Here is a 23,958-nt window from a genome sequence, read left to right on the forward strand (position 1 = left end):
GTATTATATTTCACAAAGCTTGTTGTAAGCGTCCAAGGCTGCAACTTTGTAGCATTCCGCTAGCGTCGGATAATTGAAGACTGTCGTGAGGAAGTATTCGAGTCCTCGTTCGGTATGCATGATGGCCTGTCCGATATGAATCAGCTCGGTAGCTCCAGTTCCGATCACATGCACACCCAATAGCCGGTGATCCTTTCGATGAAATAACAATTTCAACATGCCGTTTGGATCTCCCATGATGGTGCCCCTTGCGATCTCGCGGTAACGGGCGACTCCCACCTCATACGGGACTTTTTCGAGCGTCAGTTGCTCCTCTGTGGCTCCCACCATAGAAATTTCCGGAATGGCATAAATACCAACAGGAAACAGGCTCCTCATCGGTGTGACTTCCATATTGAAGGCATAGCAAGCCGCTAAACGGCCTTGCTCGGAAGATGTGGCCGCCAGGCTTGGAAAGCCGATGACATCGCCCGCGGCCAGAATATGCGGGACAGACGTGCGATATTGCGAATCGACTTGCAGACGGCCACGGGCATCCACGGTCAATCCGGCCCTCTCAAGTTGGAGTGCCGATGTGGCTCCCGTTCGTCCGACGGAATAGAGGACCAGGCCCGAGACCAGTCGTTTCCCGGAGGCCAAATGAATCACGACTTTTGAGGATGGTGTCCTTGCGATTTCTAATTTTTCGACAGTTTCACCCAGGCGAAAAGTAACCTGGTGGTTTCGCATCTGATAAATGAGTTCATCGACAATTTCCCCATCCAGAAATTCCAACGGTCGGATTCGGGAATCCACAAGGGTGACTTCGACGCCAAGTGCGCCTAACATTGAGGCATATTCAATGCCGATGATTCCGGCTCCAACCACGGTCATGGTGCGTGGAAGCTGTTCCAGATGAATGATGCTATCACTATCGAGGATATATTGGCCGTCAACGGCAATGTTGGGTGGAGGCGTTGGCATGGTTCCCACGGCAATCAGAATGTGGGCGCTCGACATGGTTTGTGAATGTTGGTCGGTGTGAACCAACAGGGTGTGGGGATCCACAAAGGAGGCTTCTCCTTGTAAGAATTCCACATCGTTTCTTCGTAATTGATCGTTGATCACCTCACCTTCGATGCGAATGACTTCTGCCACGCGAGTGGTCAGTTGCTCGGCCGTGGGTCGTGTTTTCGCGGTTTCCGGTATACGACCCCAATGTTGTTGGGGTCCGGTAAAGGACAAGACGGCTTCCCGAAAGGTTTTACTGGGAATGGTTCCGGTCTCTAAACAGGAACCGCCGACGGCACGCTTCTTTTCAATAACCGCCACGCGTTTTCCTACTTTGGCTGCTTGAATGGCTGCCCGTTGTCCAGCCGGTCCGCTACCGATACAAATCAGGTCGTATTGAAATGGTGAGGGTGTCGTGATTTGGGGACTCATGATGAAAGAACGAAGGAAGATGCCACAACAGATGATCGCTCAGAGCATAGCGTGGCAAAAGAGAGAAGTACAGGTCAAGCGTATCTGGAATCTGAGGCCGCATGATTGCTGCTGGAGCTAATAAGACTGTGTGATGAGTCTGTCTGCACGTATATGCATTGATGGTCGGCGGGAATCTGATTTTAAAGGGGAAATAATCTTTGGAGAGTGTATGGGCTGTCCATGTTGATCTGTACTGACTCTTTCCGCCATGTCGAGGAGTTTTCGTGTAAGTTGGGGACAGGCGACGCTCAAGGTTTAGGGGCTCGTGTGAGCGTATGGATGATAATTTCCGGAAAGCAGAACAGCCGGATGGGAAACAGGGAGGTGCCGACTCCTCGAGAGGTGTACCCGCGCATGGATTGATATTCCCATGGGCCTGCCTTGTAGGCCCTGGGGCAGCGGCAATGGGTAATGATGGGTTTGCTTCCTGGAAGGCAGATTTGTCCTCCGTGTGAGTGGCCGCAGAGGTACAGATCCATTCCGGCAGTCGAGGCCTCAGGAATAATCTCCGGGGAATGCACTAAGAGAATTCGGACGGCGTCGGTGGGCGCGAGGCGTATGGCTTTATCCAGGTCGCCCGTTTCGTAATAATGGACATCATCTAATCCGAGGAGCCAAATCGCATCCGATCCCTTTTCCAGGGATTGCGCTTCATTGAGTAGCATGCGGATACCGCACCGCTCAAGTCCGGGCACCATTTCCAGCCAGTCGTGATTCCCTAATATGCCCGTGACGCCATAGGGAGCCTGGATCGTGCTGACCAATGACTCCATAAGTGTCAGTGTTTTGTCATAATGGCCATACGTGAGAAAGCGAAAATCGCCGGTCATGACGCACAGGTCGTATCGCAAGGTAGACAGAGCTGTTTGAAGCGCCTGGCCTTTATCGATCATCCCTTCGATGTGAAGATCTGACAAATGCAGAATTCGAAATCCATCAAAGGATTCGGGCAGATGAGGAATCGGGACGATGTGCTCGACAATTCGATATTGGGAGGTATTCTTGACGGCCAGCGGCCAAAGGCCCGTCGATTTTAAGAGTGTTTTGATGAGCCAGGCAATGGCTGGAAATTCCTCCATGTGAATGTGGAGGTGATAACCTTTTAACAGGAGGGCCGAATAGTGGGCCTGCATTTCCATGCGCTGGCCTGCATGATCAGGCCCGATACGGTCCACTAATTTGGCAAAGGCTTCCTGGTCGTGGTGGTGGGTCATGTGCTTGTCAGCCAAGTGGGATCAGAGGTAGCATGGTTATTATGCAACGATTAGATCTCATTAATCCTGAGTTGCCCGATATCCAATTTGTCCTCATGGTATTGGCATTATGTACGTCAGATCTCGAAACGATGAATGCCCCATATTCTGTGAGAGAGACGGTCTTCAATCGGTGTTGGGCATTAATGCATGAAAGCCCTCCGCCTGTGAAGACGCAAGAGCGGGTCCTGGATTTGACTCTTAGTGATGAAATCACTCTGGAGGCATTGGTCCATGTGATCCGCCAGACCTTCGAGGAGCATGGTTTTGTTGAATTGACCTGGGATCATCCACCAAGTGAACCGACTCGCGAATCGACTCCGGAAGCCCGTCCTTTGGTCGAGCGGTTAGAACAGTGGGAACCTCCTCCGGACAATTTGAATCCTCCAGCATCTTCAAACTAATTCTCTATCCTTACAAGCGAAGATTGGCCGGTTCTCCGCTTTGATGGATGGAGATCCTTTCTGCTCAGCGAAAAATCATCCTTTGGGCCCTGGGGCGCAATAAATAATGGCAGTTGCCTGAGGAACAAAATTAATGGAACTGCGAAAGGTGGACCTCGTGATACCTAATGGGGGGGAATGAACAACCGGCTGAAGAAGGGGCAAACAACTCAAAAGAAAATTATCCTGTGTGTCTTGGTCGCGAAAACCCGTTTACGGACTTTTTGCAGGTCATGAGTTGACCATTTTCACCTGTTTAGGTGTGGTCTGAGAAGAACCATAGGTACCCAGACTCCGGAATTTAGTCTCTCGCTGTTTTCGGAGTGCGGCGGGCGACAATTTCTGTAACTGCAGGAAATGGGTGTCGAGTGCCTGGGAGACCCGGTCGGCCATGAGTTTCGGATCGCGATGGGCTCCTCCCATGGGTTCAGGTATAACCTCTTCGATGACATTAAGTTTGAGTAACTCCGGTCCTGTCATTCGTAAGGCCGTTGCGGCATCGGAGGATTTTGTGGCGTCTCCCCACAAAATGGCGGCGCAGCCTTCTGGGGAAATGACAGAATAAATGGCATGTTCGAGCATCAGAACCCGATCTGCTACACCTAAGGCCAACGCGCCACCACTGCCGCCTTCTCCTGTGACCACGGCAAGAATCGGCACTTGCAATCTGGACATTTCAAGTAAATTTCTGGCAATGGCCTCGGCTTGGCCGCGCTGCTCCGCATCGACGCCGGGGTATGCTCCTGGAGTATCGATAAAGGTTATGATTGGTCGATTGAAGCGTTCCGCTAATTTCATAAGACGCAGGGCTTTTCGATAGCCCTCTGGTTTGGCCATACCAAAATTTCGGCGCATGCGTTCTTTTAAGGTCTTTCCTTTTTCATGACCGATGGCCATGATGGAGCGACCCTTCCATGTGGCAAACCCTCCAATGATCGCCCGATCGTCGCCGAACAGGCGATCACCGTGGAGTTCCATAAAACCAATCGTCATGTGCTCCAGGTAATCAGAAATCGAAGGGCGCTGGGGGTGCCTGGCGATTTGGCTATGTTGCCATGCGGAAAGATTGGCATAGATCTCACGTTCAAGGTTTGCCAGTTGTTCGGTCGATTTGATGATGGCCTCCTGAACCGAGACCTTTTTGGATTTGGATTTCACTAACTTGGCGATGCGTTCTTCAAGTTCCTTCAGGGGTTTTTCAAAGTCCAGGTATTCACGCACGGACAAGCTCCTTGGTAGAGGGAAATTATTGGAAGGTGACCGTGGATGTGCCGAGGAGATGTTCCACTTCTTCTAAAAACTCCGGGGACGGAGAGATGCCGATGTCCGATAAACCTGACATGCTGGCCTTCAGATTCGGATGCAAGTGAAACGCCAACGAAATAGGAGTCGGACCGCGGTGACGTTCGAATATATCCTTTAAGTCTAGCAGATTGTGGGGGGAAACGTCCTGTTCGTGGACTTTGAGGGTCACATGCTTCACCGTTTCATTTTCTAATTGAGAGAGCGACTCGACTTTGGTGGCTTTGATACGGGCGCCATTATCCATCAGATCCACGGTTCCGGTAATCCGAACCACCGATTCCGGCCCCAATAATTCCTCGTGTTGCTTATAGGTCTCAGGGAAAATGATCGCTTCAACGGTTCCGTGCAAGTCTTCCAATTGGGCATAGGCCATCCTGTGCCCTTTTTTGGTTGTCGTAATTTTAAGGCTGGAAATGACCCCGCAGACTTTGACCTCTCGACCGTCGCCGACGTCGCGAATGGTCTGGGTGGAGCAGGTAGAAAAATGAGTGATCCCAACGCTGTGGCGGTTGAGAGGATGCGCGGTGATATAAAAGCCGGTCAGCTCTCGTTCATATTTGAGTAAGTCATTCTGAGACCACTCGGGAATCTGTGGAATGACAAAACCAAAAGCTTCCTGCTTGGGGGCTGCCGGCTCCGGGGCCAGTATTTCAAACAGACTGGTTTGCCCTTCCCGTTTGTTGCGTTGGATCGTCGAGGCATGGTCCAAGGCTTCATCCAGGACCTTAAACATGCTGGCGCGCGTGAAACCCATGGAATCAAAGGCTCCGACCTTGATGAGTCCTTCCAGCACCCGTTTGTTGACCTTTTGCGAATCAATGCGGCAACAAAAATCAATAAAGGAGGAAAACGGGCCTTCCTTGTCTCGTGATTCTAAAATCACGTCCACGGCGTTTCCGCCGACGTTCTTGATCGCCACCAACCCAAACCGGATACCCTCAGGCACGACACTGAAGTTTTTTAAGCTCTGGTTGGCATCTGGGGGCAGAATGTGTACCCCCAATTCACGGCATTCGGTAAAATAGCCAACCATTTTGTCGGTATTTCCCATTTCAGATGTCAGCAGGGCGGCCATAAATTCCGTGGGGAAATGGGCTTTCAGGTAAGCCGTTTGGTATGTCACGACCGCATAGGCAGCGGAGTGAGACTTATTAAATCCGTAGCCTGCGAAAAAGGCCATTTGGTCAAATAATTTTTCGGAGAGTTTTTCCGGAATTCCCTTCCCTTTGGCGCCCGAGACAAACAATTCCTTTTGTTTGGCCATTTCCTCATGTTTTTTCTTGCCCATCGCACGGCGGAGTAAGTCCGCTTGCCCCAATGAAAACCCTGCCAACTGGTTGGCGACGGCCATGACCTGTTCCTGATAGACGATTACTCCATAGGTTTCTTTGAGAATGGGTTCCAATTGCGGAGGGTCATAGACAATTTGGGAGGCGTCGCGTTTTCGCTTAATGAAATCGTCCACCATGCCGCTTTCTAAGGGGCCGGGACGATAGAGCGCGAGGATGGCGATCAAATCTTCAAAGGTTTCCGGCTTGATTTTAACCAACAGGTTTCGCATGCCGGAACTTTCCAGTTGGAAAATTCCTGAAGTTTTTCCAGAGCTGAGCAGCTCAAACGTCTGGAGATCATTCAAGGGCAGATTGTTGATGTCCAATGGCGGCTCATCAGGATGTTGAGCATTGACCATCCGAACTGCGTCATGAATCATCGTCAAAGTTTTGAGCCCCAGAAAATCGAATTTCACCAAACCGACTTTTTCCAGATCGGTCATCGTGTATTGGGTCACGATTTCGTCGTTGCTTGTTTTGTAGAGAGGCACATGATCCATGAGGGGTTTTTGCGAAATGACCACTCCCGCCGCATGAGTCGAGGCATGTCGCGCCAGGCCTTCCAGGGCCATGGCCGTGTCCATGAGTTCCTTCATGTTGGCATCTTGATCGACAAGTTCCTGCAGGCGTGATTCCTGTTTCAGGGCATCCTGGAGGGTGATGTTGAGTTGGGTGGGTACCAACTTCGCGACACGGTCAACTTCGGCATAGGGAAAGTCCATCACTCTCCCCACATCCCGGATGGCGGCTTTGGCACCGAGTGTGCCAAAGGTAATGATCTGGCATACATGCGCCTCTCCGTATTTCTCAATGACATAGTTGATCACTTCGCCACGGCGGTCCATGCAAAAGTCCATGTCGATATCCGGCATGGTGACACGTTCGGGGTTGAGAAAGCGTTCAAAAAGCAGGTTGTAGGTGAGGGGATCCAGGTCCGTAATTCTCAGGGCGTAAGCCACAAGGCTTCCGGCGGCCGATCCTCGCCCAGGGCCGACCGGAATGTTGCGGGATCTGGCAAAATTGATGATATCCCACACAACCAAAAAATAACCGGCATACCCCATGGCGTTCAGGACACCCAGTTCGGTGTGGAGTCGCTGTTGGTAGGCCTCGGATGGAATGCCCGTTGGGCGTTCTCGTAACCGGCTTCGAAGACCTTCTTCCGCAAGGTGCTGAAGGTAGGAGTTATGAGTCTGGCCTTCAGGAACATGATAGTCCGGCAAATAGGAGGTTCCGAACTCCAATTGAAGATCGCACTGTTCGGCCACCTGGGTGGTATTCAAGACCGCCCGGTTAAATTCGGCAAATTCCGCGATCATTTCCTCAGTGGATTTCACATATAACTGATCGGTATCAAACTTCATCCGGTTGGGATCTTTGAGCGTTTTTCCCGTTTGAAGACACAACATGATTTCATGCGGACGCGCATCCCGTTTATTGAGATAATGGCAATCGTTGGTGCCGACCAGCGGAATGCCCAGCTTTTCATGAATCTCCAGTAACCCTCGATTTGCAATAAGTTGATGGTCCAAGCCGTTAGCCTGGACTTCCAGGTAATAGCGGTCCTTTCCAAAGATTGACCGGTACTCATCTGCCACCCGGAGCGCCCCCGCCATATCCTGTTGGTTAATGAGCTGTGGCACCTCTCCGCTCAAACAGCCTGACAGGGCGATGAGACCTTCCTGATGTTCCTGTAATAATTCCTTGTCCATGCGAGGCTTGTAATAAAAGCCTTCAAGATAGGCCTTGCTGGAGAGTTTAATGAGGTTGTGATAGCCGACTTGATTCGTGGCAAGAAGAATCAGATGAAAATATTCGTTATGCGCAAGGTGTCCTGCACGCTGCGTGCGGTGGCCTGGAGCCATATAGGCTTCACACCCGATAATCGGCTTGACATCATGAGCTTTGGCTTTTTGATAAAAGTCAATGGCGCCAAAAAGATTGCCATGGTCAGTCATGGCGACGGCGGGCATACCAAAATTCTTCACCTGTTGAAACAGGGGTGTCAGTTGGTTGGCCCCGTCGAGGAGACTATACTGTGTGTGAAGATGAAGATGAACGAATTGTGCTGGCACTCATATGGTCCTTCCGTAAAAATTCTAATGAGCACCTCGAATGAAGTCAAATGAAATCACAATGTGAAAAACCAGGCGGGGTACGGTTTCTGAATTTTTCATAAATTGCAAGAATATATTGGACAAATCATAAGGAGATTTGAAATAAAAGTAATCCAGAAAAAATGGGCACAAGTTTGTGGATAAAGCGTTAGGATCCGATGGAAAGCCAAGGGAGAGAATGCGTTAAGCAGATTGCTTATTTGATGGGCATAGTAGTGACGGATGAAACTCCTACCACGGGTTGGGTCACAAAGATGTTCAGGAAAAGATCCGGATTTCAGAGATGAAATTTTTCTTCCTGTATTGATTCGCGACTCTTTGTCACGCTCCCATAACTGACATGTACGAATTGTTTGTGGAAAAATTACGATGGGAACACCCACGTTAAATATCATGGACATCAATCGATAGAGTATTTGAAGCATTGCTAATCAGGTAAAGGAGGGAGAGGACATGATTCTGACAACTACGCCCAATGTTGAAGGCCATCGGATTAAAGAATATTTAGGTGTAGTGGCAGGCGAAGCAATTTTGGGCACGAATTTTTTTAGGGACTTTTTTGCCAATATTCGTGATATTGTTGGGGGCCGATCAGGGGCCTACGAAAAGGAATTGCGACGCGCGCGTGAAATCGCCTTTCAGGAAATTCAGGAAGAAGCCTTAAGGGTGGGAGCCAATGCCATTGTTGGAATTGATTTGGATTACGAAGTGATGGGAGAAACCGGAAGCATGCTCATGGTGAGTGTAAGCGGAACTGCCGTGAGGGTCGAATAAGTGATGGGTGACGGAAGAGGAACTGTATATTCTCCATGCTCGGGAATAATTGAACTTGAAAATGTAGATCAACGAGGTTGAGAAAGGAATTCAATATTAATTAATTTTCCCTAAATAAAAACATTGACCAGGCCGAAGCCGGACCGATAAAATAATCAAAGTAATTGAAGCAGAACAAGCAATTTCTCACGTCTGAGACAATTTTTAAAAAAGGAGAACTTCCATGAAGGCAAAAAAGGGTGTGATCGATTTTCTCAATAAAATTTTGACGAATGAACTCACTGCGATTAATCAATATTTTCTGCATGGCGAAATGTGTGGACATTGGGGATATGAACAATTGCATAATGAAATTAGGAAACATTCGATTGATGAAATGAAGCATGCAGAAGAACTGATTGAGCATATCCTGTATTTGGACGGTGTTCCCAATCTGCAGAAATTGGGTACGCTGAAAATTGGAGAAACGGTTCCTGAGCAATTTAAATCAGATTTGGCTCTTGAACACGAAGCGGTGGTCCTTCTCACCGAGGCGATTACCCATTGTGCCAGCGTCGGTGATTACACCACCCGACACAAATTAGAAGGTATTGTCAAGAGTGAAGAGGAGCATATCGATTGGATCGAAACGCAAATGGAAACCATTAAGCAGGTGGGAGTAGAGAATTATCTGGCTCAACACATGCACGAAAAATAAGCGTTTCTATTTCTCCAGATAAACAGGGCTTTCCGGGATTGCCGATAATTCCTGGAAAGCCCTTTTTCATGGGATCATTGATGACGGGGTTTATAGTGGAGAAGTCTGCTCTGGGCTGTCTGATGCAGGCCTTGTGAATGCGGTCGTTTTCCTGTCTGTTATGTCGACCAGAACCACGTCAGCCCACCCATGAACATCCGTGGAGTGCCGGGGACAAAGTGAATATCCGCAATACCTCCGGCGGGTTCTCCGGGAAGACGGGACTCATAATAAAACTGGGCCTGACGCCAATCGGTATCGGTCAAATTGCGGATGCTAAAAAATGCCTCCAGGCGTCCGGTTGGTGGCGCAAGAGGGATTTTGTAGCGAAGAACCAGATCGAAAATCGTAAATGGTTCCAGTTTCACGCTGTCATCTTCCGTGCCGGCACGGCTTCCCACCGTCAACATTTGCAACGTTCCCGATAGTCCAATCGGGAGGCGGGCTGTGACTGATGAAAATGCAGTGAACTGCGGGGCCAAAGGGACGGTATCCCCCGTTTTCCGGAACTCCGCATGCGTATACGTAATATCTCCTCGAATGGTGAGCCAATCCAGCGGGGTGATGCGAGAGCTGAATTCTGTTCCCAGGCGACGCGTCTTTCCTCGCGGTTCCGTGGTCCCTTCATCCCCCACGAATACCAGTTCAGATCCGAGATCCAAGAGCCAAAATGTGGCTAGAAATTCGGACCAGTTCCACGGGCGGCTCCTGATACCGATTTCATAGCCAATAGCTCGAGTTAAGCTGTTAGTCGACGGATTTTCCACGGCATCACGCGCATCGTTGCTGTGAAACCCGGTTCCAACATTTAGGAAAAATTCCGTCTGATACCAGGGACCAAAAACGAGATTGGCTTTTCCGCTGGCGATGGCATTCGAGGCTGTCCCGTTTGGTCGTTCCGAGCAGTCTGCCCCGCAACGATCTTTCACATTATACGTGAAGACATCAACGCGGCCGCCTCCCACAAAGCGCATCCAGGGAAGGACTTGAAGGTCCAACTTCAGATAGGGAGAATAGGAGGCCTCGAATATGTCTGATTCCTGTGTGATCGCCAGGGACGAACGTTTCTGTTGCGTGCCCAAACGCACCTGGATTTGATCAAAGCGTGTCTGAAGTCCGGCCGTCATGATGCCCGCATAATTGAGCAGGTGAAAAATCTGGCGATAACCGACATCGCTTCCGGTCAACCAACGTCGGTCGGTCTGTTCAATGCCGTCACCATTTACCGGATCATTTAGAAAAAACGTGAAGTTGCTAAACAGGGATAAATAATAATATTGAGCCCACAAATTGGCGAATACCGTCCCACCGCCGGGTAGATCGTAATGATAATCCAATCGACCGGTGCTCCGAACCGATTTGCCGCCTTCTGAAGGATCAAGGGAACCAAAGCGGTCCACGCCCCCGGACCTCACGTCCCGCAAAGGAATCTGGCCTGACCCGTTCCATCGTCCATAATATTGGGAAAGCGTCACACTGAGTTGGGATGTGGCTGAGGGATCAAATGTCAGTTTCGCCAGGCCATTGTATCGGGTATTGCGATTAACAAAATCATAGGGGCCGTCGGTGTAATAAAATTCTCCCGCAAAAAGGGTGCGGAATCTCTCGTGAGTGGGAGAGGTCATGAACAGATGCCGTTGGGTATTAAAATTCCCTCCGGCGGATTGGACCATGGTTTGGGGAACCGACTCACGGGTGACATAATTGGCGGCGCCGGCCGTGGCAAAGTCCCCATACTCCACATGGTAGGGGCCTTTTTTGACAGTAATTTCCTCAATGGTTTCCGGGATAATGAAATTCAAGTCCCCGTATCCTTGCCCATGCGCATGGCTGCGCATGTTGATTGGCATGCCATCCACGTGAAGGGCCAGATCTGTACCATGATCGGCGTCAAAGCCGCGCAGAAGAAACTGATCAGCCTTCCCGGCGCCGCCTGAATGTTCCAAGGAAATAAGCCCGGGAGCCAACCGTAATAAATCTGCAGGCCGGCCTTGGGGTTGAAGCAGGATATCCTCATTGAGAATGATTCGATTGGAAGAAGCCGCAATAGGGCGTTCTCCAACGACCTGCACCTCTTCTAAAACCGTGACCTCCTCCTGGTCATGGCCTGATGCCGAACCGGCCCACAAGAGGCAGAAGAGAACGCAGGCCGGGGAACATACCGCCAGCGCGTGAAGGTGCCGCATACCCATGGAATTGGTAAAGAAGAGACGAGCGTGGAGGCGAAGGAGAAACCTGTTAGTAACACGAAAAATAAATTAGTAGCACGACTTTTAGCAAGGTCCGCGCATATTGTCAATCCAAAGTCGTGCGGCAAGGGGCATGGGGAGGGGAGGAAGCCATGCGGTGTGACAGAAATGTCTTGAGAGGAGGAATGAGCCTTATTTCACGGCTTTTCCCGTGGTCGTCATCGTGAGTTGTCCATGCTTGACTCCTTTGGTTTTAATCAACAGATTGGCTAAATCAACAAGGGCTGAACTTCGCCCTCTGACCACAATGACTTCCAGGCAGTGGTCGTGATCCAAATGCACATGCAGATTCGAAATGATTTGCTTTCCGTATTCGTGCTGATGGTGAGTTAATTGTTGCAGCACATCTGATTGATGATGGTCATACACAAGGGTAATGGTGCCGACAGTCTCTTTATTTCCCCCCCATTCTTCCCCCACAAGCTGATTGCGGATGAGGTCTCGAATCGCCTCAGAGCGATTCTGGTATCCTTTCCGGTTGATGTGTTGATCAAAAGCGGCAAGGAGTGTTTCTTCAAGAGAAACTCCAAAGCGGACCAATTGGCTCATTGTCCTATTCCTTCCAGTCAGATTTTGGATGCCTCCTATCCTATGGTCTTTTCTGTCAAAAGACAATTGATGGGCTAGACGAGAAGACCGGTTCGAACATGATAACTACCGGCCGGTCTAGAAATCCGAGGAGAGCATGAATTCGCGTTGACGAAGGCGGGGTGAGTGAAGGCTTGAGATAAGACTCGTTAATGCCAGAGTGAGGAGCCTGAGGAAAATGCCATCGCAATCCCCAGTATGGTGGTCATCACGGCCACGCCAGCCTGAAGCCCGTTATGGAGCCATGTCAGGGATCGGGCTGAGTACCAGAAAGGAATAGCCATGATCACGGACAGGAGGCCCATGCCGAGTATCGATCCTAACCCGAAAAGAAGGATATACATGATGGCTTGGCTCATGGACAGGGTGGCGTTCAGAGTCAAGAGGATCAGCGCGGCTGATCCGGCCATGCCGTGCATCAGGCCGATCAGCAACGCACGATAGGGAAAACCATGAGCATGATCATGGGACGTATTGTCAGGGTGTGTGGGTTCGGTATGCGCATGGGCATGAAAGTGAGGGGGGCGGTCCGGATGTTGGTGAACATGAAAATGAATCCGGTTTTTTAGTAGTCGTCGGACCACGTCGAGTCCCAGACCTATCAACATCAAACCCACCATGAGTTCCAAACCTGCAGCGAATCGTTCGGGAATGATGCTGCCCAACAACAAAACCAACGAACTGAAGATCAACAACGTCAGTGTATGCCCCAATCCCCAGACCATCCCCTGTTTGACGGTTTGCGCGATCGATCCACTTCGGGTGGCTAAAGAGGCTACAGCCGCAGCATGGTCGGCTTCACAAGCATGGCGCATACCCATTAAAAATCCTAATCCAAGAATACTGAGCATCATAATCCTTTGTGATCCGGGCAAGACGGTCGGTGTTGGTGAATCCATGCGTGCTCGACTGCTACGGCTTCTCCCGTTAGAGCGGAAAGCTTGATGGCGCGAACCATGGCGTTTCCCATGTTGATACAGCGTAGAGAATGATCCATGTCAAATGACAGGCCAAGGGGGAAGACTTTTTGCGGAGATTGTTTAATGGGTTCCGTGTCAATCATTATGGGACGCCAAAGGTTTGGAGAATTGAATGGGTTCTGACGCGAAAATCTCGAAAAAGTTCCAAACATTGCAAAAGCCTCATGAAGAACACTAGGCAGTGTATAACATATTTCTCACAGCAAGCCGAGTAAGACCGGTTTGAGAGTTGGTGATTGCTGAGTCGGCACAGGTGTGTGTGATGATTCGTGAATACCTGAGGTGATTATGGCGCAAGTCTTTTCAACCGAAGCGGCGACACTCGGGCTCAGATTTGCTCCAAAGGTGGTATCTAACACTTTAATGTTGAAGACGGTGATATCTTGAGGAAACGCATCTTGAAAGATGATCCGTCCGGCATGGACGGCATGATCCCAACGAAAATTATGCGGATTGAAGTTGCGTGGAGGCCGTTTTGTCAAGTCCCGGCCGGAGAGGTGAAAAATAGTGCCCGGTTCAGAGTCGCTGGGGCAGGCATCGATAATAGTCAGATTGGCCGCCCCTTGATCCTGAAGCAGCACATCGGTCCCGTTGGTGCCTTCCTCAATAATCTGAAGATCGGATTGAGGATGTCTGAAAAAATCTGACTGGAGTCGGTGAGCCACAACGACTCCTATCCCGTCATCCTTTCGATAGAGATTCCCGCATCCAATGATCGCATGCATTCGGGAAGTGTAGGAGCATGTTGAGGTGTTCGGCAATGGCAATCCGGATTTTACAGGGAGAGTCCGGAGAGTCGGAAAGTGAGGGGCTCTGGGTTACTTACCTAACGCCCGATCCAGATTGAAGGCGGCGCTGATAAGGGCGAGATGCGTAAAGGCCTGCGGGAAATTGCCGAGCGCCTCACCGTGATGGCCTGTTTCTTCGGCATAAAGCCCCAGGTGATTGGCATATCCGAGCATTTGCTCAAACACAAGCCGGGCTTCTTCTAAGCGATTGCGATCCGCCTGTCCTGCGCGGGTCATGGCTTCTACGAGCCAAAACGTACAAAGATTGAACGTGCCTTCCTCTCCGTCCAGTCCGTCCTGAATTTCGGATAAATTATACCGATAGACCAGTCCGTTGGAGACCAGACCTCCTTGTTCCGGCTTCCGGTTGATGGCATCCAGGGTTTTAAGCATTCGGGGATCGGTAGGGGAGACAAAAAATACCAGAGGCATCACCAGATTCGCGGCATCCAACGAAGTGCTCTCATATCGCTGAACAAAGGCTTGTCGTTCTGAATCCCATCCCTTGGACATGATCTCTTCGTAGATTTTATCACGGGTCTTCAGCCAACGTTCGCGGTCGGCCGGGAAGGACCGTTTTTCGGCCAGGCGCAGCCCACGGTCCACGGCCACCCAACACATCAATTTGGAATAGACAAAATGTTGCTGGCCCCCGCGCATCTCCCATATGCCCTCGTCGGTGCGCTGCCAGTTGTCGCAGACCCAATTGATCATGCGCCGAAGGTGTTTCCACAGATCGTACGAAATCGGAGTGCCGTATTTATTGTAGAGATACACGGAGTCCATTAATTCCCCGTAAATATCGAGTTGGAGTTGGTTGTAGGCGCCATTGCCCACTCGGACCGGTCGTGAGCCCCGATAGCCCTCGAGATGCGCCAATGTTTCTTCGGTGAGTTGGTGGCGCCCGTTAATCCCATACATAAGTTGTAAGGATCCGTCAGAATTCAATTCATGACAGCGGGCTTCCAGCCACTGCATGAAGGCCGAAGCTTCTTCAGTAAATCCGATACGCAATAATCCATACAAGGTGAAGGCGGCGTCCCGGATCCAGGTATAGCGATAATCCCAATTCCGAACCCCGCCGATCTCTTCAGGAAGACTGCAGGTTGGAGCGGCGATAATCGCCCCGGTTGGCTGGAACGTCAACAATTTAAGAACCAGCGCAGAGCGGTGGACCATTTCCCGCCAGCGACCGGTGTATGTGCATTTCGACAGCCATCGACGCCAATAGTCGACCGTGTGCTTAAATAATTCTTCCGCTTGTGTTTCTGGACAGGAGGTGCTCTGAGTATGGCCGGATTCGACCTCTTGAAGACAAAAATCGATTTCCTCCCCTTCTTGAAGGGTGAATTCGGTGAAGATCCCGTCGCCATCCTGTATCAGTGGAATCGTGGATCCAAGTCGAAGTGTCAGGCGGGAGGATTGGAAGCGAGCTCCATCTTTGGTGATCGTGAGTGTATGGGTATCTCGACCATAGTTGAATGCCGGACGGCATTCGAGACGAAAGGTCATCGATTTTCTAATGGCTTGCACGCGGCGGATCAACCCGTCCCGGGTGCAGTCGGACGTGCGAACTCCGACGGGCATAAAATCGATCACCCGCCCCACTCCTGCCGGAGTATGAAACCGGGTCACAAGGACATTGGTATCAGGCCAATAATATTGTTTGGATTTGACCCCGTCGGGAACGGGAGCGATTTTAAACCTGCCACCCTTGGCATCATCCAGAATCGCGCAGAACACACTGGGAGAGTCGAAATAAGGAAAGCAGAACCAATCGATGGATCCATTCATGCCGACCAGGGCGGTCGTCTGCATGTTTCCGATCAGGCCGTAATTTTCGATGGGCTGATAGGGCATTGTTGAAAACGAGTCAATCTCTTGATACGAAAGAGTCGGGTTGCTGAACGTCTCTTTCGTTTACCTTATCAAAAAATACAGGATATGTCCGAAAAAAAAAAGAGCCGAAGGTCCCCCTGTACCAAATGCGCGTATTTATTGATGTACCTTAGGTTGTCGTGAGACCTCAGGCCAATTGTGATTGGCCTGCCTGATGTATCCAGGTATGTCTTTTCGCCAACTATTAAGCACGGATGGACTGTAATTCAGGTACAGTTTCCCATCGACAATCGTGAACGATGCAGGGTCAATAGCGGCTTTGTACCCTTTCGCCACTCCAAAGGCGCAGAATCCGGCATATTGAGGCGCAAATCGTTCCGGCTGTGTGGTAAATGTGTCGCGGTTGTGCATCGTCGAAAAATAAAATGTCGAGCCCAAATAGTCCGCGGAAAATCGGGAAGAGCCTTTGACGGGGTGTTGTTCAGTGAAATAGGCGACCAGATCGTAGCCTTTGAGCGCGACACCGTTCTGCTCATAGAATTGACCGGCGCGACCGGGAGTCATCCAAGCCAACACTATTAAGGCAATCAGGCTCAGACTTGTCGGTACTCGGCGTCGATAAGGCATCATGGATATATCTCCTTATTCGTTTGCCACGTTCACAAACACTTTAATGGCGCTTTTTTCCTCAGTAAGCAGGCGCATCATTTCCTCATAGCGGGTTAAACCGTCAACGGGATGAGTCAGGAGTTTGGCTAACCAGCCAGGATACTCCAGTTCGGCCCGCGCCAGATCATACACACCGCTTTCAAAATATTCCCGGTTGGCATTGACCGTTCCGACCATCACTTTGTTCCCCAACACAAAACCCAGGTTAATCATATCAGCGGGAACCTGTAAGTTTCGTCCGCCGCCTGTCACGCTGGATAAGATCAGGACCCCGTTTTTCCCCAGATGTTCCATGGCTTCAAACACCATGGGCGCATAGCCGGTCGCTTCAAACATAATATCGAACGGGCCAAATTGATTCGCCGCGCCAGAAAGCGTGATCTCCTGATTGGAAACATAGCGCACACCGATTTCTTCCAAAAGTTCCGAGTTCCGATACGGCGGGTGAGTCCGACCAATGCTGGTCACCTGTAATCCTCGCATGCGCAGGGACAGGGCGGCCAAGAGGCCGATAGTTCCGGCCCCCAACACCGCAGCCTTCCGTGGCCTCCATATTTTGAGTCGGCGCTGGCTTTCATACGCTTGAATGATGCCCTTTTCAATGACGGAGGTCGGCTCCAACAGCACACCCACATGCTTGAGGCCCTGGGGGACTCGCACCAGATAATCCGGATGTTCAACGATGTGCTCGGTCAGATAGCCATGGCGTAAGTTGATCCCGCGTTCGAAATACACATCATCCGTGGTCATGTCGTATTGACCAATTTGATCATAAAAGCTATGCCCTGGCCGTCTCACGGTCGGCACCACATAATCGCCCGGCGTAAATTCAATGACCTCCTTTCCCACTTCCATGACCTGTCCAAAACATTCATGCCCTGTGATAAGGAAATCATCCCCTGGAGGCGCTTGCCCATACTCGGCAGCATTAATTTCCTTATCGGTACCGTCCACGCCCACCCGAAGGACCTGGATCAGCACACCACGGTCATTGGGGATATCCCGAAGATGTGGGGACCTGACATCCCGCAAATGAATTGAGTTGGGCGTACCGGGAAGCACAGCAATGGCTTTCATAATCTCACTCCAAGACAAACGAAAAGAGGTGAATGGTGAGTGCGAGCGCTTGCACGGGGGAACATGCCCTATGGTCCGATGGGGGCCAAAATTGTTTCACAAAATTAGGACCAGCGGGCGAAATTTTTATTCAGATGGTGTACCATGGGATCCGGTTGAGCAGAGGCGCAGACCATACCATGCGTATCACACGATCTTATCCCCCAGTCGTGGAAATTGATGGAGCCGAGTACGGCTATGAACGGATATTGAAGGACGATTTTTTCTCCGTGAATGTTCTGTATCGGAATCAGAAAGGCGAACGATATGTCCTTAAGCTCAGCGACTTTCGTTTTGTGCTGGGCTGGCTGTTTCGCCCCCTGACGGGTTGGATATCCAGGCGGGAATATCGCATCTATCAGATGGTGTCTGATCTCCCGGGCATTCCAGCCTTAGGACCGCGATATGGGAAACGAGGATATTTTCATCGGTTTATTGAAGGGCACACGCTTTATGAAATAGAAAGACGCATCCAGGAACAATTCAACGTGGTGGTGGGAGATCCAGCGATGGCTACGTATGTCACATCGCTGGCTCCTGATTTTTTCGATCAATTACGGGGCATTCTTCAGGCGGTTCACCGGCGTCGCATTTTCTATGCGGACTTGAATAAACGGGGGAATATCATTTGTTCTACAGAGGGAAAGCCCTTTCTCATTGATTTTCAAATTTGCCTTCCTGTTCCGGTTCGGCAGGGTTGGGTAGGCGCGTTGACAGAGAAGATTTTTCAACGCTTGATCCGGGAGGATCTCTATCATCTGTACAAACACAAACACACGTTCCAACCGCAGAGATTATCCGAGAAGGAAAAGCAGTTGGCGAAACGATCGGATTTAAATAGGCGATACCACCGCTATCTCTGGCGGCCCTACATTGCGCTGAAACGAATGATCTATCCGCATGGGAGCAATGAAACCATCTGGTATAAGTGGAAGAAGGAAAGGGACCAATCCCCCAGGATGCCCTGATTTTCTGATCGATGTGAGGTAAGGGTGTTCTCCCTCATGCCTCATTATGAAATCTTCTCTCTCCGGGAACAATCTCCAAATCATGGGCAGCTGTTCGTATTATGACATCCCAGATCTGTTATGCGGGTTGTAAATGCAGCATTCTTTTAATTTGTTCCACAATCACCTCTGGCGCTTGAGAAACGTCGATGAAGGGGACATCGTGAGGTTCCTCAAGCGCAGTGAACTGACTGGCTAATAGGTCGGCTTTCATAAAGTGGCCGGTTCGTGACCGCAGGCGGGGGTGGATTAACGCGTAATTACCTCGCAAATATACCAATGAGACTTGAGGGTGCCCCTCAATGATCAACTTTCGGTAGGTCTGTTTTAAAGCGGAACAGGTAATGACGGCGCGCTGTGATTTGCTTATCAGATCGTGAACCAGTTGATGGATAGCAAAAAGCCATGGAATCCGGTCTTCATCACTTAACGGAACTCCACTCAGCACTTTGGACACATTCCGCACTGAATGGAAATCATCGCCCTCGTAAAACGACCAACCGAGATTCCTGGCCAGGAGTTGACCAATGGTGGTTTTTCCTGAACCCGAGACACCCATAAGGATGACGATCCATATGTCCCGGTTCTTTGCTTCTCTCATAGCGAATCGTTAGGAGCCCATTTCCTCCAGAAGTGAGACAAGGTCATCAGCATGCTCTTCCTCGACAGCCAAAATACCCTCCAACATTCGGCGGGATGTCGAATCGTTGGTGCCTAGATAGTTGATTACTTCCCGATAGCTATCAATGGCAACGCGCTCCGCCACCAGGTCTTCCTTGATCATGTCGACCAGGGAAGTGCCTTCTACATATTCGGAATGACTGCGCATCAGCATTCCTTCAGGGGAGAGATTCGGTTCGCCGCCCAGTTGGACGATCCGCTCCGCCAGTTGATCAGCATGGCCTTGCTCTTCATTGGCATGTTGGAGAAATTCCGCCGCCACGCTCTGAGCATGAATGCCTGACGCCATATAATAGTGCCGCTTATATCGGAGGACACAAACAATCTCAGTTGCCAGGGCTTCGTTGAGTATCTTTATCACCGTGTCCCGGTCAGCCGCATAACCAGGCGTCACCGCGCCTTTTTCCATGTGTTCTCTTGCGCGTTTGCGTAAGGTTTGTACATCCGTGAGAAATGGTTGATCCTTCATTCATGCCTCCCAACATTGTAACTTGTCTTTATAAACAGTATTTCAGCTCATGAAACGTCATCAGGCTAGTTCCCTGCGGCGCGTGCCCGGACGGCCTTTATATTAATTATTTTCTCAGTCCTGTCTGTCGGAGGACAATGACCAAAATATTCATTTTAATCTGTATTTTATCTAAGAAGCGGAAACTTTCAGTGAGAACGCACAGGGAGGTGAGAGTCTCTTAAGAATGGGACAGCCAGGGTTTCTCCCAGTGGCATATGCTTACATTTTCCTATCTAATAGATTTTTAATCTATTCTGACCAACGTTATGTTGTAGACTGCCGGGTAATTGTGGTCCACAAACGGACCCTCGCTTTGGGTTTAACAATGAATGTTGGATGTTTCACCTATAACCATAGGAGGAACGATGCCATGAAAGCGCTTGTTTATAACGGACCTCATGATGTCAGTGTGGAAGAAGTGCCTGACGCCAAAATCGAGCGACCAACGGATGTGTTGGTGAAAATGACTACGACCAATATCTGCGATTCCGATTTACATATGTATGAAGGACGAATGCCAATTGAGCCGGGCACAATATTCGGTCACGAGAATCTTGGCGAGGTGATCGAGGTGGGCCCTCATATTTCACAGGTGCAGGTTGGCGACCGTGTCTGCCTGCCCTTCAATATAAGTTGCGGATTTTGTAAAAACTGCGAGAGCGGGTTGACCGCCTTCTGTCTGACGGTCAACCCAGGAACAGCCGGTGGAGCCTACGGTTGTGGGGGAATGGGTCCTTATCCAGGTGGCCAGGCGGAGTACCTCCGTGTGCCATACGGTGATTTTAACTGTTTGCGTTTGCCTGAGGATGCGCAGGAGAAAGAAGCCGATTACGTGATGCTGTCAGACATCTTTCCGACCGGTTATCATGCGACTGAGATGGCCGGTGTCCAGCCGGGCGATTCGGTCGTCATTTATGGCGCGGGACCGGTGGGGCTCCTGGCAGCTTACTCGGCCATCCTCAAAAGTGCCAGTAAGGTCATGATTGTGGACCGTCACCCCGATGGATTACGACTGGCAGAGAAAATCGGTGCTATTCCCATCGATGACTCGAGAGTTTCCCCGGTTGATCAGATTCTGGACCTGACTGCCGGCGAGGGCGCGGATTCAGGTTGCGAATGCCTGGGACACCATGCGCACGATCCCCAAAGCCACGAACAGGCCGATATCACGATGAATCATCTTGTACAATCGGTGCGCCCGACAGGCCGAATAGGTGTGGTGGGCGGGTTCCAACCTGAGGATCCGAAGTCGTCGGAAGCATTGGCTCAGAAAAGACAGCCGGCATTCGACTGGAGTCTTTTCTTGTCCAAGGGGCAGCGGATAGGAACCGGTCAGGCCAACGTCAAGGCCTATAATAGGCGATTATGCAATCTTATTGAGGTGGGTAAAGCCAAGCCCTCGTTCCTCGTCACTCACGAGTTGCCACTTCGAGATGGACCGAACGCCTATCGGCATATCGATGCGCGGGAAAATGGCTGGGTCAAGGTCCTGCTCAAGCCTGCAGCATGAGAGTGTGAAACTGGTAGGTTATTCATCATGAGCAATCGGTTGACTTTTGTGTGTGATGTGGAACGAAATTTTCGGATCAATCCTGATTGATTATCCCACCGCATTAGCCGAAGGCCGGGAAGGTCCATTTCAACCTCACCCAGACCGTCGGACTTAAGGCAATCTGGCAACTCTGTACCTCAAAACAAATCTTTATACATCGCGAGACTCTGATTCAGAATGTTTTGAGCTACTTTTTTCTCTAAAAACTCCTCCACCACCACCGCTTTATGTTCAAGAGTCTTGTACTCTTCAAAGAAATGCCGCATTTCGGAAATAAAATGTTGGGGTAATTCGGAAATATCCTTAATGTGGCTGACACTGGGATCGCCTGCCGCTACTGCGATGAGTTTGTCATCCGCTTCTCCGTTATCAAGCATGCGCATGACTCCAATGACTTTGGCCGGCACGATACACATCGGGACCACATCAATTTGTGAAATCACAAGAATATCCAAGGGGTCTTTATCTTCACAGTACGTTTGCGGAATGAATCCGTAATTGGCAGGGTAATACACGGAAGAGTATAACACTCTGTCCAGTATCAGCAGGCCACTCTCTTTATCTAATTCATATTTTGCTCTCGTGCCTTTGGGAATCTCAATGATTCCATTCACGAACTCGGGTAATTTGTCTCCGGGACTGGCATGATGCCAGGGATTAAAATACTCACTTTTGGCAAATTTAGTCATCGTGTGTTTCCTGATAAGAAGTGAGAGGTGAACGTGATTATTTTTCTAAATACGCGTTGCAATTCTTCTGGTTTCCAACGAATGTCGCGTCAGTTGGTCCCGAACATGGGATCCGGTTTCCGGCTGTTTCTCCGTCTCGGTTTTTCCCTGTACCACAACCTTTTCGTTGAGTGGGGCTTGCCAGCTATCCGGGACTTCGCATCGTTCTTCGCATGGGCGTTCCCGGATACCAATTCAAGCATCTCACTTCGTGTGATTTCCGTTCGCGTGGGAGCACACAGGGAGGAAAGTCACACGTATTCGAAATGTACGGATTACCGTCCGATGGAGTCCGCTAACCTTGTGAGGGGGAGGATCCAGGAGGAGCCGTGGCGCTAGCCAGAGGACCAAAGCCCGGGCTACAAAGCCCGAGGTTGCACCATGACGATCTTGTCTGTGATGGAGAGTTCCCTGAACAGTTATCGGAAAGATGTCTTCAGTCCTTGGCAAGAATAGCGAACCCTCACTCTTCTGTAAAGTACAGAGAAACGTTTAAGGCTGAAATGGAGGCCGGCCAATTGATTAATCTTACTATCCAGTGCGGGAATGTTCGAAGACCGACAGATTGTCTCCGGTCAGTGTGTACGCTTTGCCGAACCCCATCACAAACTGCCCGCTCTTCGTGTGCAGTTGAAACAGAACAAAGTCCGGCAGCTGCCGTAACAGGCCGGCCATCTTGCCATGCCGTTCCTGATAGTCGTCCAGCACAGGCTCGTATTCGGGACGATCGGGCAGGATAGGCGTGGCTTCACACACGTAATGAACCCTCGTCCTGGCGAAAATCTGTGGCGTCGACTGTTCATCGGCAATGATCATGATGGCGACCGTCCCGTTGGCCAGCAGGTGACGGGTATGTGCTGCCAGTTGACTGACAAAGATGTAAAAGGTGCTAGGAGCCCGGTGCAAATAGGGCGTATAGCTGCAGTGGGGAATGCCCTCCGCCCCGACTGTGGAGAGTTGGAGACTCTGCATACCGTCTATGAGACTGGCGCAGACCTTAGTCGGCTGCTCATCGTTCATGGGATGTCACGACCTTCATTGATAGAGTTTCAGTTGGAGAGTGGAGAAGTGAATGATGACACGCCCGCATCTCCCTGATATCAAATTCTATGGCAAATGCGAATACAGAGAAAAATTCAATTAATTGTCTGCCTCATTGATAAGGGTTGAGAACCGTTCTGCTCTGGTATTCCCGTGTTTCGATAGTACGGGAACGGCCGAACCATGCTTCAATTGTGTGTCGTTGGGAAAACGGATTGACCTCGTTATGGATAGGGTACCATCATGACCGCCCATTCCTTTGAGCATGTCGGCCGTAGTAAATAAATTTTTTGAAAGGGAAAATCTTGTCTAAAATTAAGGGGAAGCCTCAGTACCCCCGCCCGGTGCTCCCGCCCTTCATGCTGCCCAGTGGAAGGGCATCGTAGCGTGCCTTCAGATCGGGATGCTCATTGAGATACCCCTGCACCGCCGCATCATTGGCAAAGACCTCAGGGCTGCGCTGGCGATATTCCTCGATCGTCAAATCATGTTTTGCCAATAACGCACTGAGTTTTGTATTGATATCCGCGCCCATTTCCTTCATAGCTTCCGGTGACGGCCGCTGCCCCTCTCCGTATCCTTTGCCACCCTTAAAGTAGTTCGTCATCATCTCGCCGATCTCAATACGGGCCTTCACATATTTCTCCACTTCGGCCGGTTCTGTGGCAAACCCGGTTCCCGCGAAGAGCACAACACCCAAAGAAATGCCGATCATCATGCGTAGCAGATTCATAGTCATGGTCCTTTCAGAATGTGATTAAATGATTCACAAAGTATATTCCAATA

21 protein-coding genes are annotated in these 23,958 nt (G+C 50.3%); 5 read left to right on the plus strand and 16 right to left on the minus strand.

What is annotated here, in order from left to right; all coding sequences use genetic code 11:
• Positions 1-3: 3 nt before the first annotated feature.
• Together sthA and LX98_RS03955 are read right to left on the minus strand one after the other, a co-directional pair.
• Positions 4-1,422, minus strand: a complete 1,419-nt coding sequence (gene sthA / locus LX98_RS03950; protein WP_496427656.1) for a Si-specific NAD(P)(+) transhydrogenase — start codon at positions 1,420-1,422, stop codon at positions 4-6.
• A gap of 290 nt (positions 1,423-1,712) precedes the next feature.
• Positions 1,713-2,678: a metallophosphoesterase gene (locus tag LX98_RS03955; RefSeq protein WP_496427657.1), complete on the minus strand. Its 966-nt coding sequence runs from the start codon at positions 2,676-2,678 to the stop codon at positions 1,713-1,715.
• Between the two features lie 41 nt (positions 2,679-2,719).
• Between LX98_RS03955 and LX98_RS03960 the strand changes: the two genes are divergently transcribed.
• The gene (locus LX98_RS03960; protein WP_496427658.1) at positions 2,720-3,121 is read left to right on the plus strand and encodes a hypothetical protein; all 402 of its coding nucleotides are present in this window, start codon (positions 2,720-2,722) and stop codon (positions 3,119-3,121) included.
• A gap of 270 nt (positions 3,122-3,391) precedes the next feature.
• Here the strand turns inward: LX98_RS03960 and LX98_RS03965 are convergent, their stop codons facing one another.
• Complete coding sequence (locus LX98_RS03965) at positions 3,392-4,387, minus strand: acetyl-CoA carboxylase carboxyltransferase subunit alpha (RefSeq protein WP_496427659.1); 996 nt, start codon at positions 4,385-4,387, stop codon at positions 3,392-3,394.
• 19 nt (positions 4,388-4,406) lie between these two features.
• Complete coding sequence (gene dnaE / locus LX98_RS03970) at positions 4,407-7,871, minus strand: DNA polymerase III subunit alpha (RefSeq protein WP_496427660.1); 3,465 nt, start codon at positions 7,869-7,871, stop codon at positions 4,407-4,409.
• Positions 7,872-8,366: 495 nt separating this feature from the next.
• On the opposite strand from dnaE, the gene LX98_RS03975 reads away from it, so the two are divergent.
• A complete protein-coding gene (locus LX98_RS03975; RefSeq protein WP_312643349.1) occupies positions 8,367-8,687 on the plus strand; it encodes a heavy metal-binding domain-containing protein in 321 nt (106 codons plus the stop codon).
• 223 nt (positions 8,688-8,910) lie between these two features.
• On the plus strand, positions 8,911-9,384 hold the full coding sequence (gene bfr / locus LX98_RS03980; RefSeq protein WP_496427661.1) for a bacterioferritin: 474 nt from the start codon (positions 8,911-8,913) through the stop codon (positions 9,382-9,384).
• A gap of 158 nt (positions 9,385-9,542) precedes the next feature.
• On the opposite strand, the gene LX98_RS03985 is transcribed toward bfr, so the two are convergent.
• The 7 genes from LX98_RS03985 to LX98_RS04015 all read right to left on the minus strand — a co-directional run bounded on the left by LX98_RS03985 (position 9,543) and on the right by LX98_RS04015 (position 17,613).
• A complete protein-coding gene (locus LX98_RS03985) occupies positions 9,543-11,609 on the minus strand; it encodes a TonB-dependent receptor domain-containing protein (RefSeq protein WP_496427662.1) in 2,067 nt (688 codons plus the stop codon).
• Between the two features lie 195 nt (positions 11,610-11,804).
• Positions 11,805-12,221: a nickel-responsive transcriptional regulator NikR gene (gene nikR / locus LX98_RS03990; protein WP_312740652.1), complete on the minus strand. Its 417-nt coding sequence runs from the start codon at positions 12,219-12,221 to the stop codon at positions 11,805-11,807.
• A 188-nt stretch (positions 12,222-12,409) separates the two neighbouring features.
• On the minus strand, positions 12,410-13,159 hold the full coding sequence (locus LX98_RS03995; RefSeq protein WP_496427663.1) for a sulfite exporter TauE/SafE family protein: 750 nt from the start codon (positions 13,157-13,159) through the stop codon (positions 12,410-12,412).
• A gap of 278 nt (positions 13,160-13,437) precedes the next feature.
• Entirely contained in the window at positions 13,438-13,965 is a 528-nt protein-coding gene (locus LX98_RS04000) for a hydrogenase maturation protease (protein ID WP_496427664.1), read from the minus strand.
• A gap of 93 nt (positions 13,966-14,058) precedes the next feature.
• Positions 14,059-15,888 carry a glycoside hydrolase family 15 protein gene (locus LX98_RS04005; protein ID WP_496427665.1) on the minus strand — a complete coding sequence of 610 codons (1,830 nt, stop codon included), beginning with the start codon at positions 15,886-15,888 and terminating at the stop codon, positions 14,059-14,061.
• Positions 15,889-16,023: 135 nt separating this feature from the next.
• Positions 16,024-16,497, minus strand: coding sequence for a YHS domain-containing (seleno)protein (locus LX98_RS04010; RefSeq protein ID WP_496427666.1), 474 nt, complete (start codon positions 16,495-16,497; stop codon positions 16,024-16,026).
• Positions 16,498-16,509: 12 nt separating this feature from the next.
• Complete coding sequence (locus tag LX98_RS04015; RefSeq protein WP_496427667.1) at positions 16,510-17,613, minus strand: alcohol dehydrogenase catalytic domain-containing protein; 1,104 nt, start codon at positions 17,611-17,613, stop codon at positions 16,510-16,512.
• 179 nt (positions 17,614-17,792) lie between these two features.
• Here LX98_RS04015 and LX98_RS04020 point away from each other — a divergent pair, with 179 nt between their 5' ends.
• Positions 17,793-18,620, plus strand: a complete 828-nt coding sequence (locus LX98_RS04020) for a protein kinase family protein (RefSeq protein ID WP_496427668.1) — start codon at positions 17,793-17,795, stop codon at positions 18,618-18,620.
• 118 nt (positions 18,621-18,738) lie between these two features.
• On the opposite strand, the gene LX98_RS04025 is transcribed toward LX98_RS04020, so the two are convergent.
• Both LX98_RS04025 and LX98_RS04030 read right to left on the minus strand, forming a co-directional pair.
• Entirely contained in the window at positions 18,739-19,260 is a 522-nt protein-coding gene (locus tag LX98_RS04025) for a gluconokinase, GntK/IdnK-type (RefSeq protein WP_496427669.1), read from the minus strand.
• 9 nt (positions 19,261-19,269) lie between these two features.
• Positions 19,270-19,809, minus strand: a complete 540-nt coding sequence (locus LX98_RS04030; protein WP_496427670.1) for a ferritin-like domain-containing protein — start codon at positions 19,807-19,809, stop codon at positions 19,270-19,272.
• Positions 19,810-20,221: 412 nt separating this feature from the next.
• Here LX98_RS04030 and LX98_RS04035 point away from each other — a divergent pair, with 412 nt between their 5' ends.
• Positions 20,222-21,361, plus strand: a complete 1,140-nt coding sequence (locus tag LX98_RS04035) for an alcohol dehydrogenase catalytic domain-containing protein (protein WP_496427671.1) — start codon at positions 20,222-20,224, stop codon at positions 21,359-21,361.
• A gap of 179 nt (positions 21,362-21,540) precedes the next feature.
• Here LX98_RS04035 and LX98_RS04040 read toward each other — a convergent pair whose 3' ends face one another.
• The 3 genes from LX98_RS04040 to LX98_RS04050 form a co-directional block, all read right to left on the minus strand.
• Positions 21,541-22,092, minus strand: coding sequence for an inorganic diphosphatase (locus tag LX98_RS04040; protein ID WP_312643327.1), 552 nt, complete (start codon positions 22,090-22,092; stop codon positions 21,541-21,543).
• 570 nt (positions 22,093-22,662) lie between these two features.
• Positions 22,663-23,151: a pyridoxamine 5'-phosphate oxidase family protein gene (locus tag LX98_RS04045; RefSeq protein ID WP_496427672.1), complete on the minus strand. Its 489-nt coding sequence runs from the start codon at positions 23,149-23,151 to the stop codon at positions 22,663-22,665.
• Between the two features lie 349 nt (positions 23,152-23,500).
• Positions 23,501-23,905 (minus strand): hypothetical protein, encoded by a 405-nt coding sequence (locus tag LX98_RS04050; protein WP_496427673.1) that lies wholly within the window; start codon positions 23,903-23,905, stop codon positions 23,501-23,503.
• Positions 23,906-23,958 lie beyond the last annotated feature (53 nt).

The sequence above is a fragment of the Nitrospira marina genome (genome assembly GCF_059568365.1).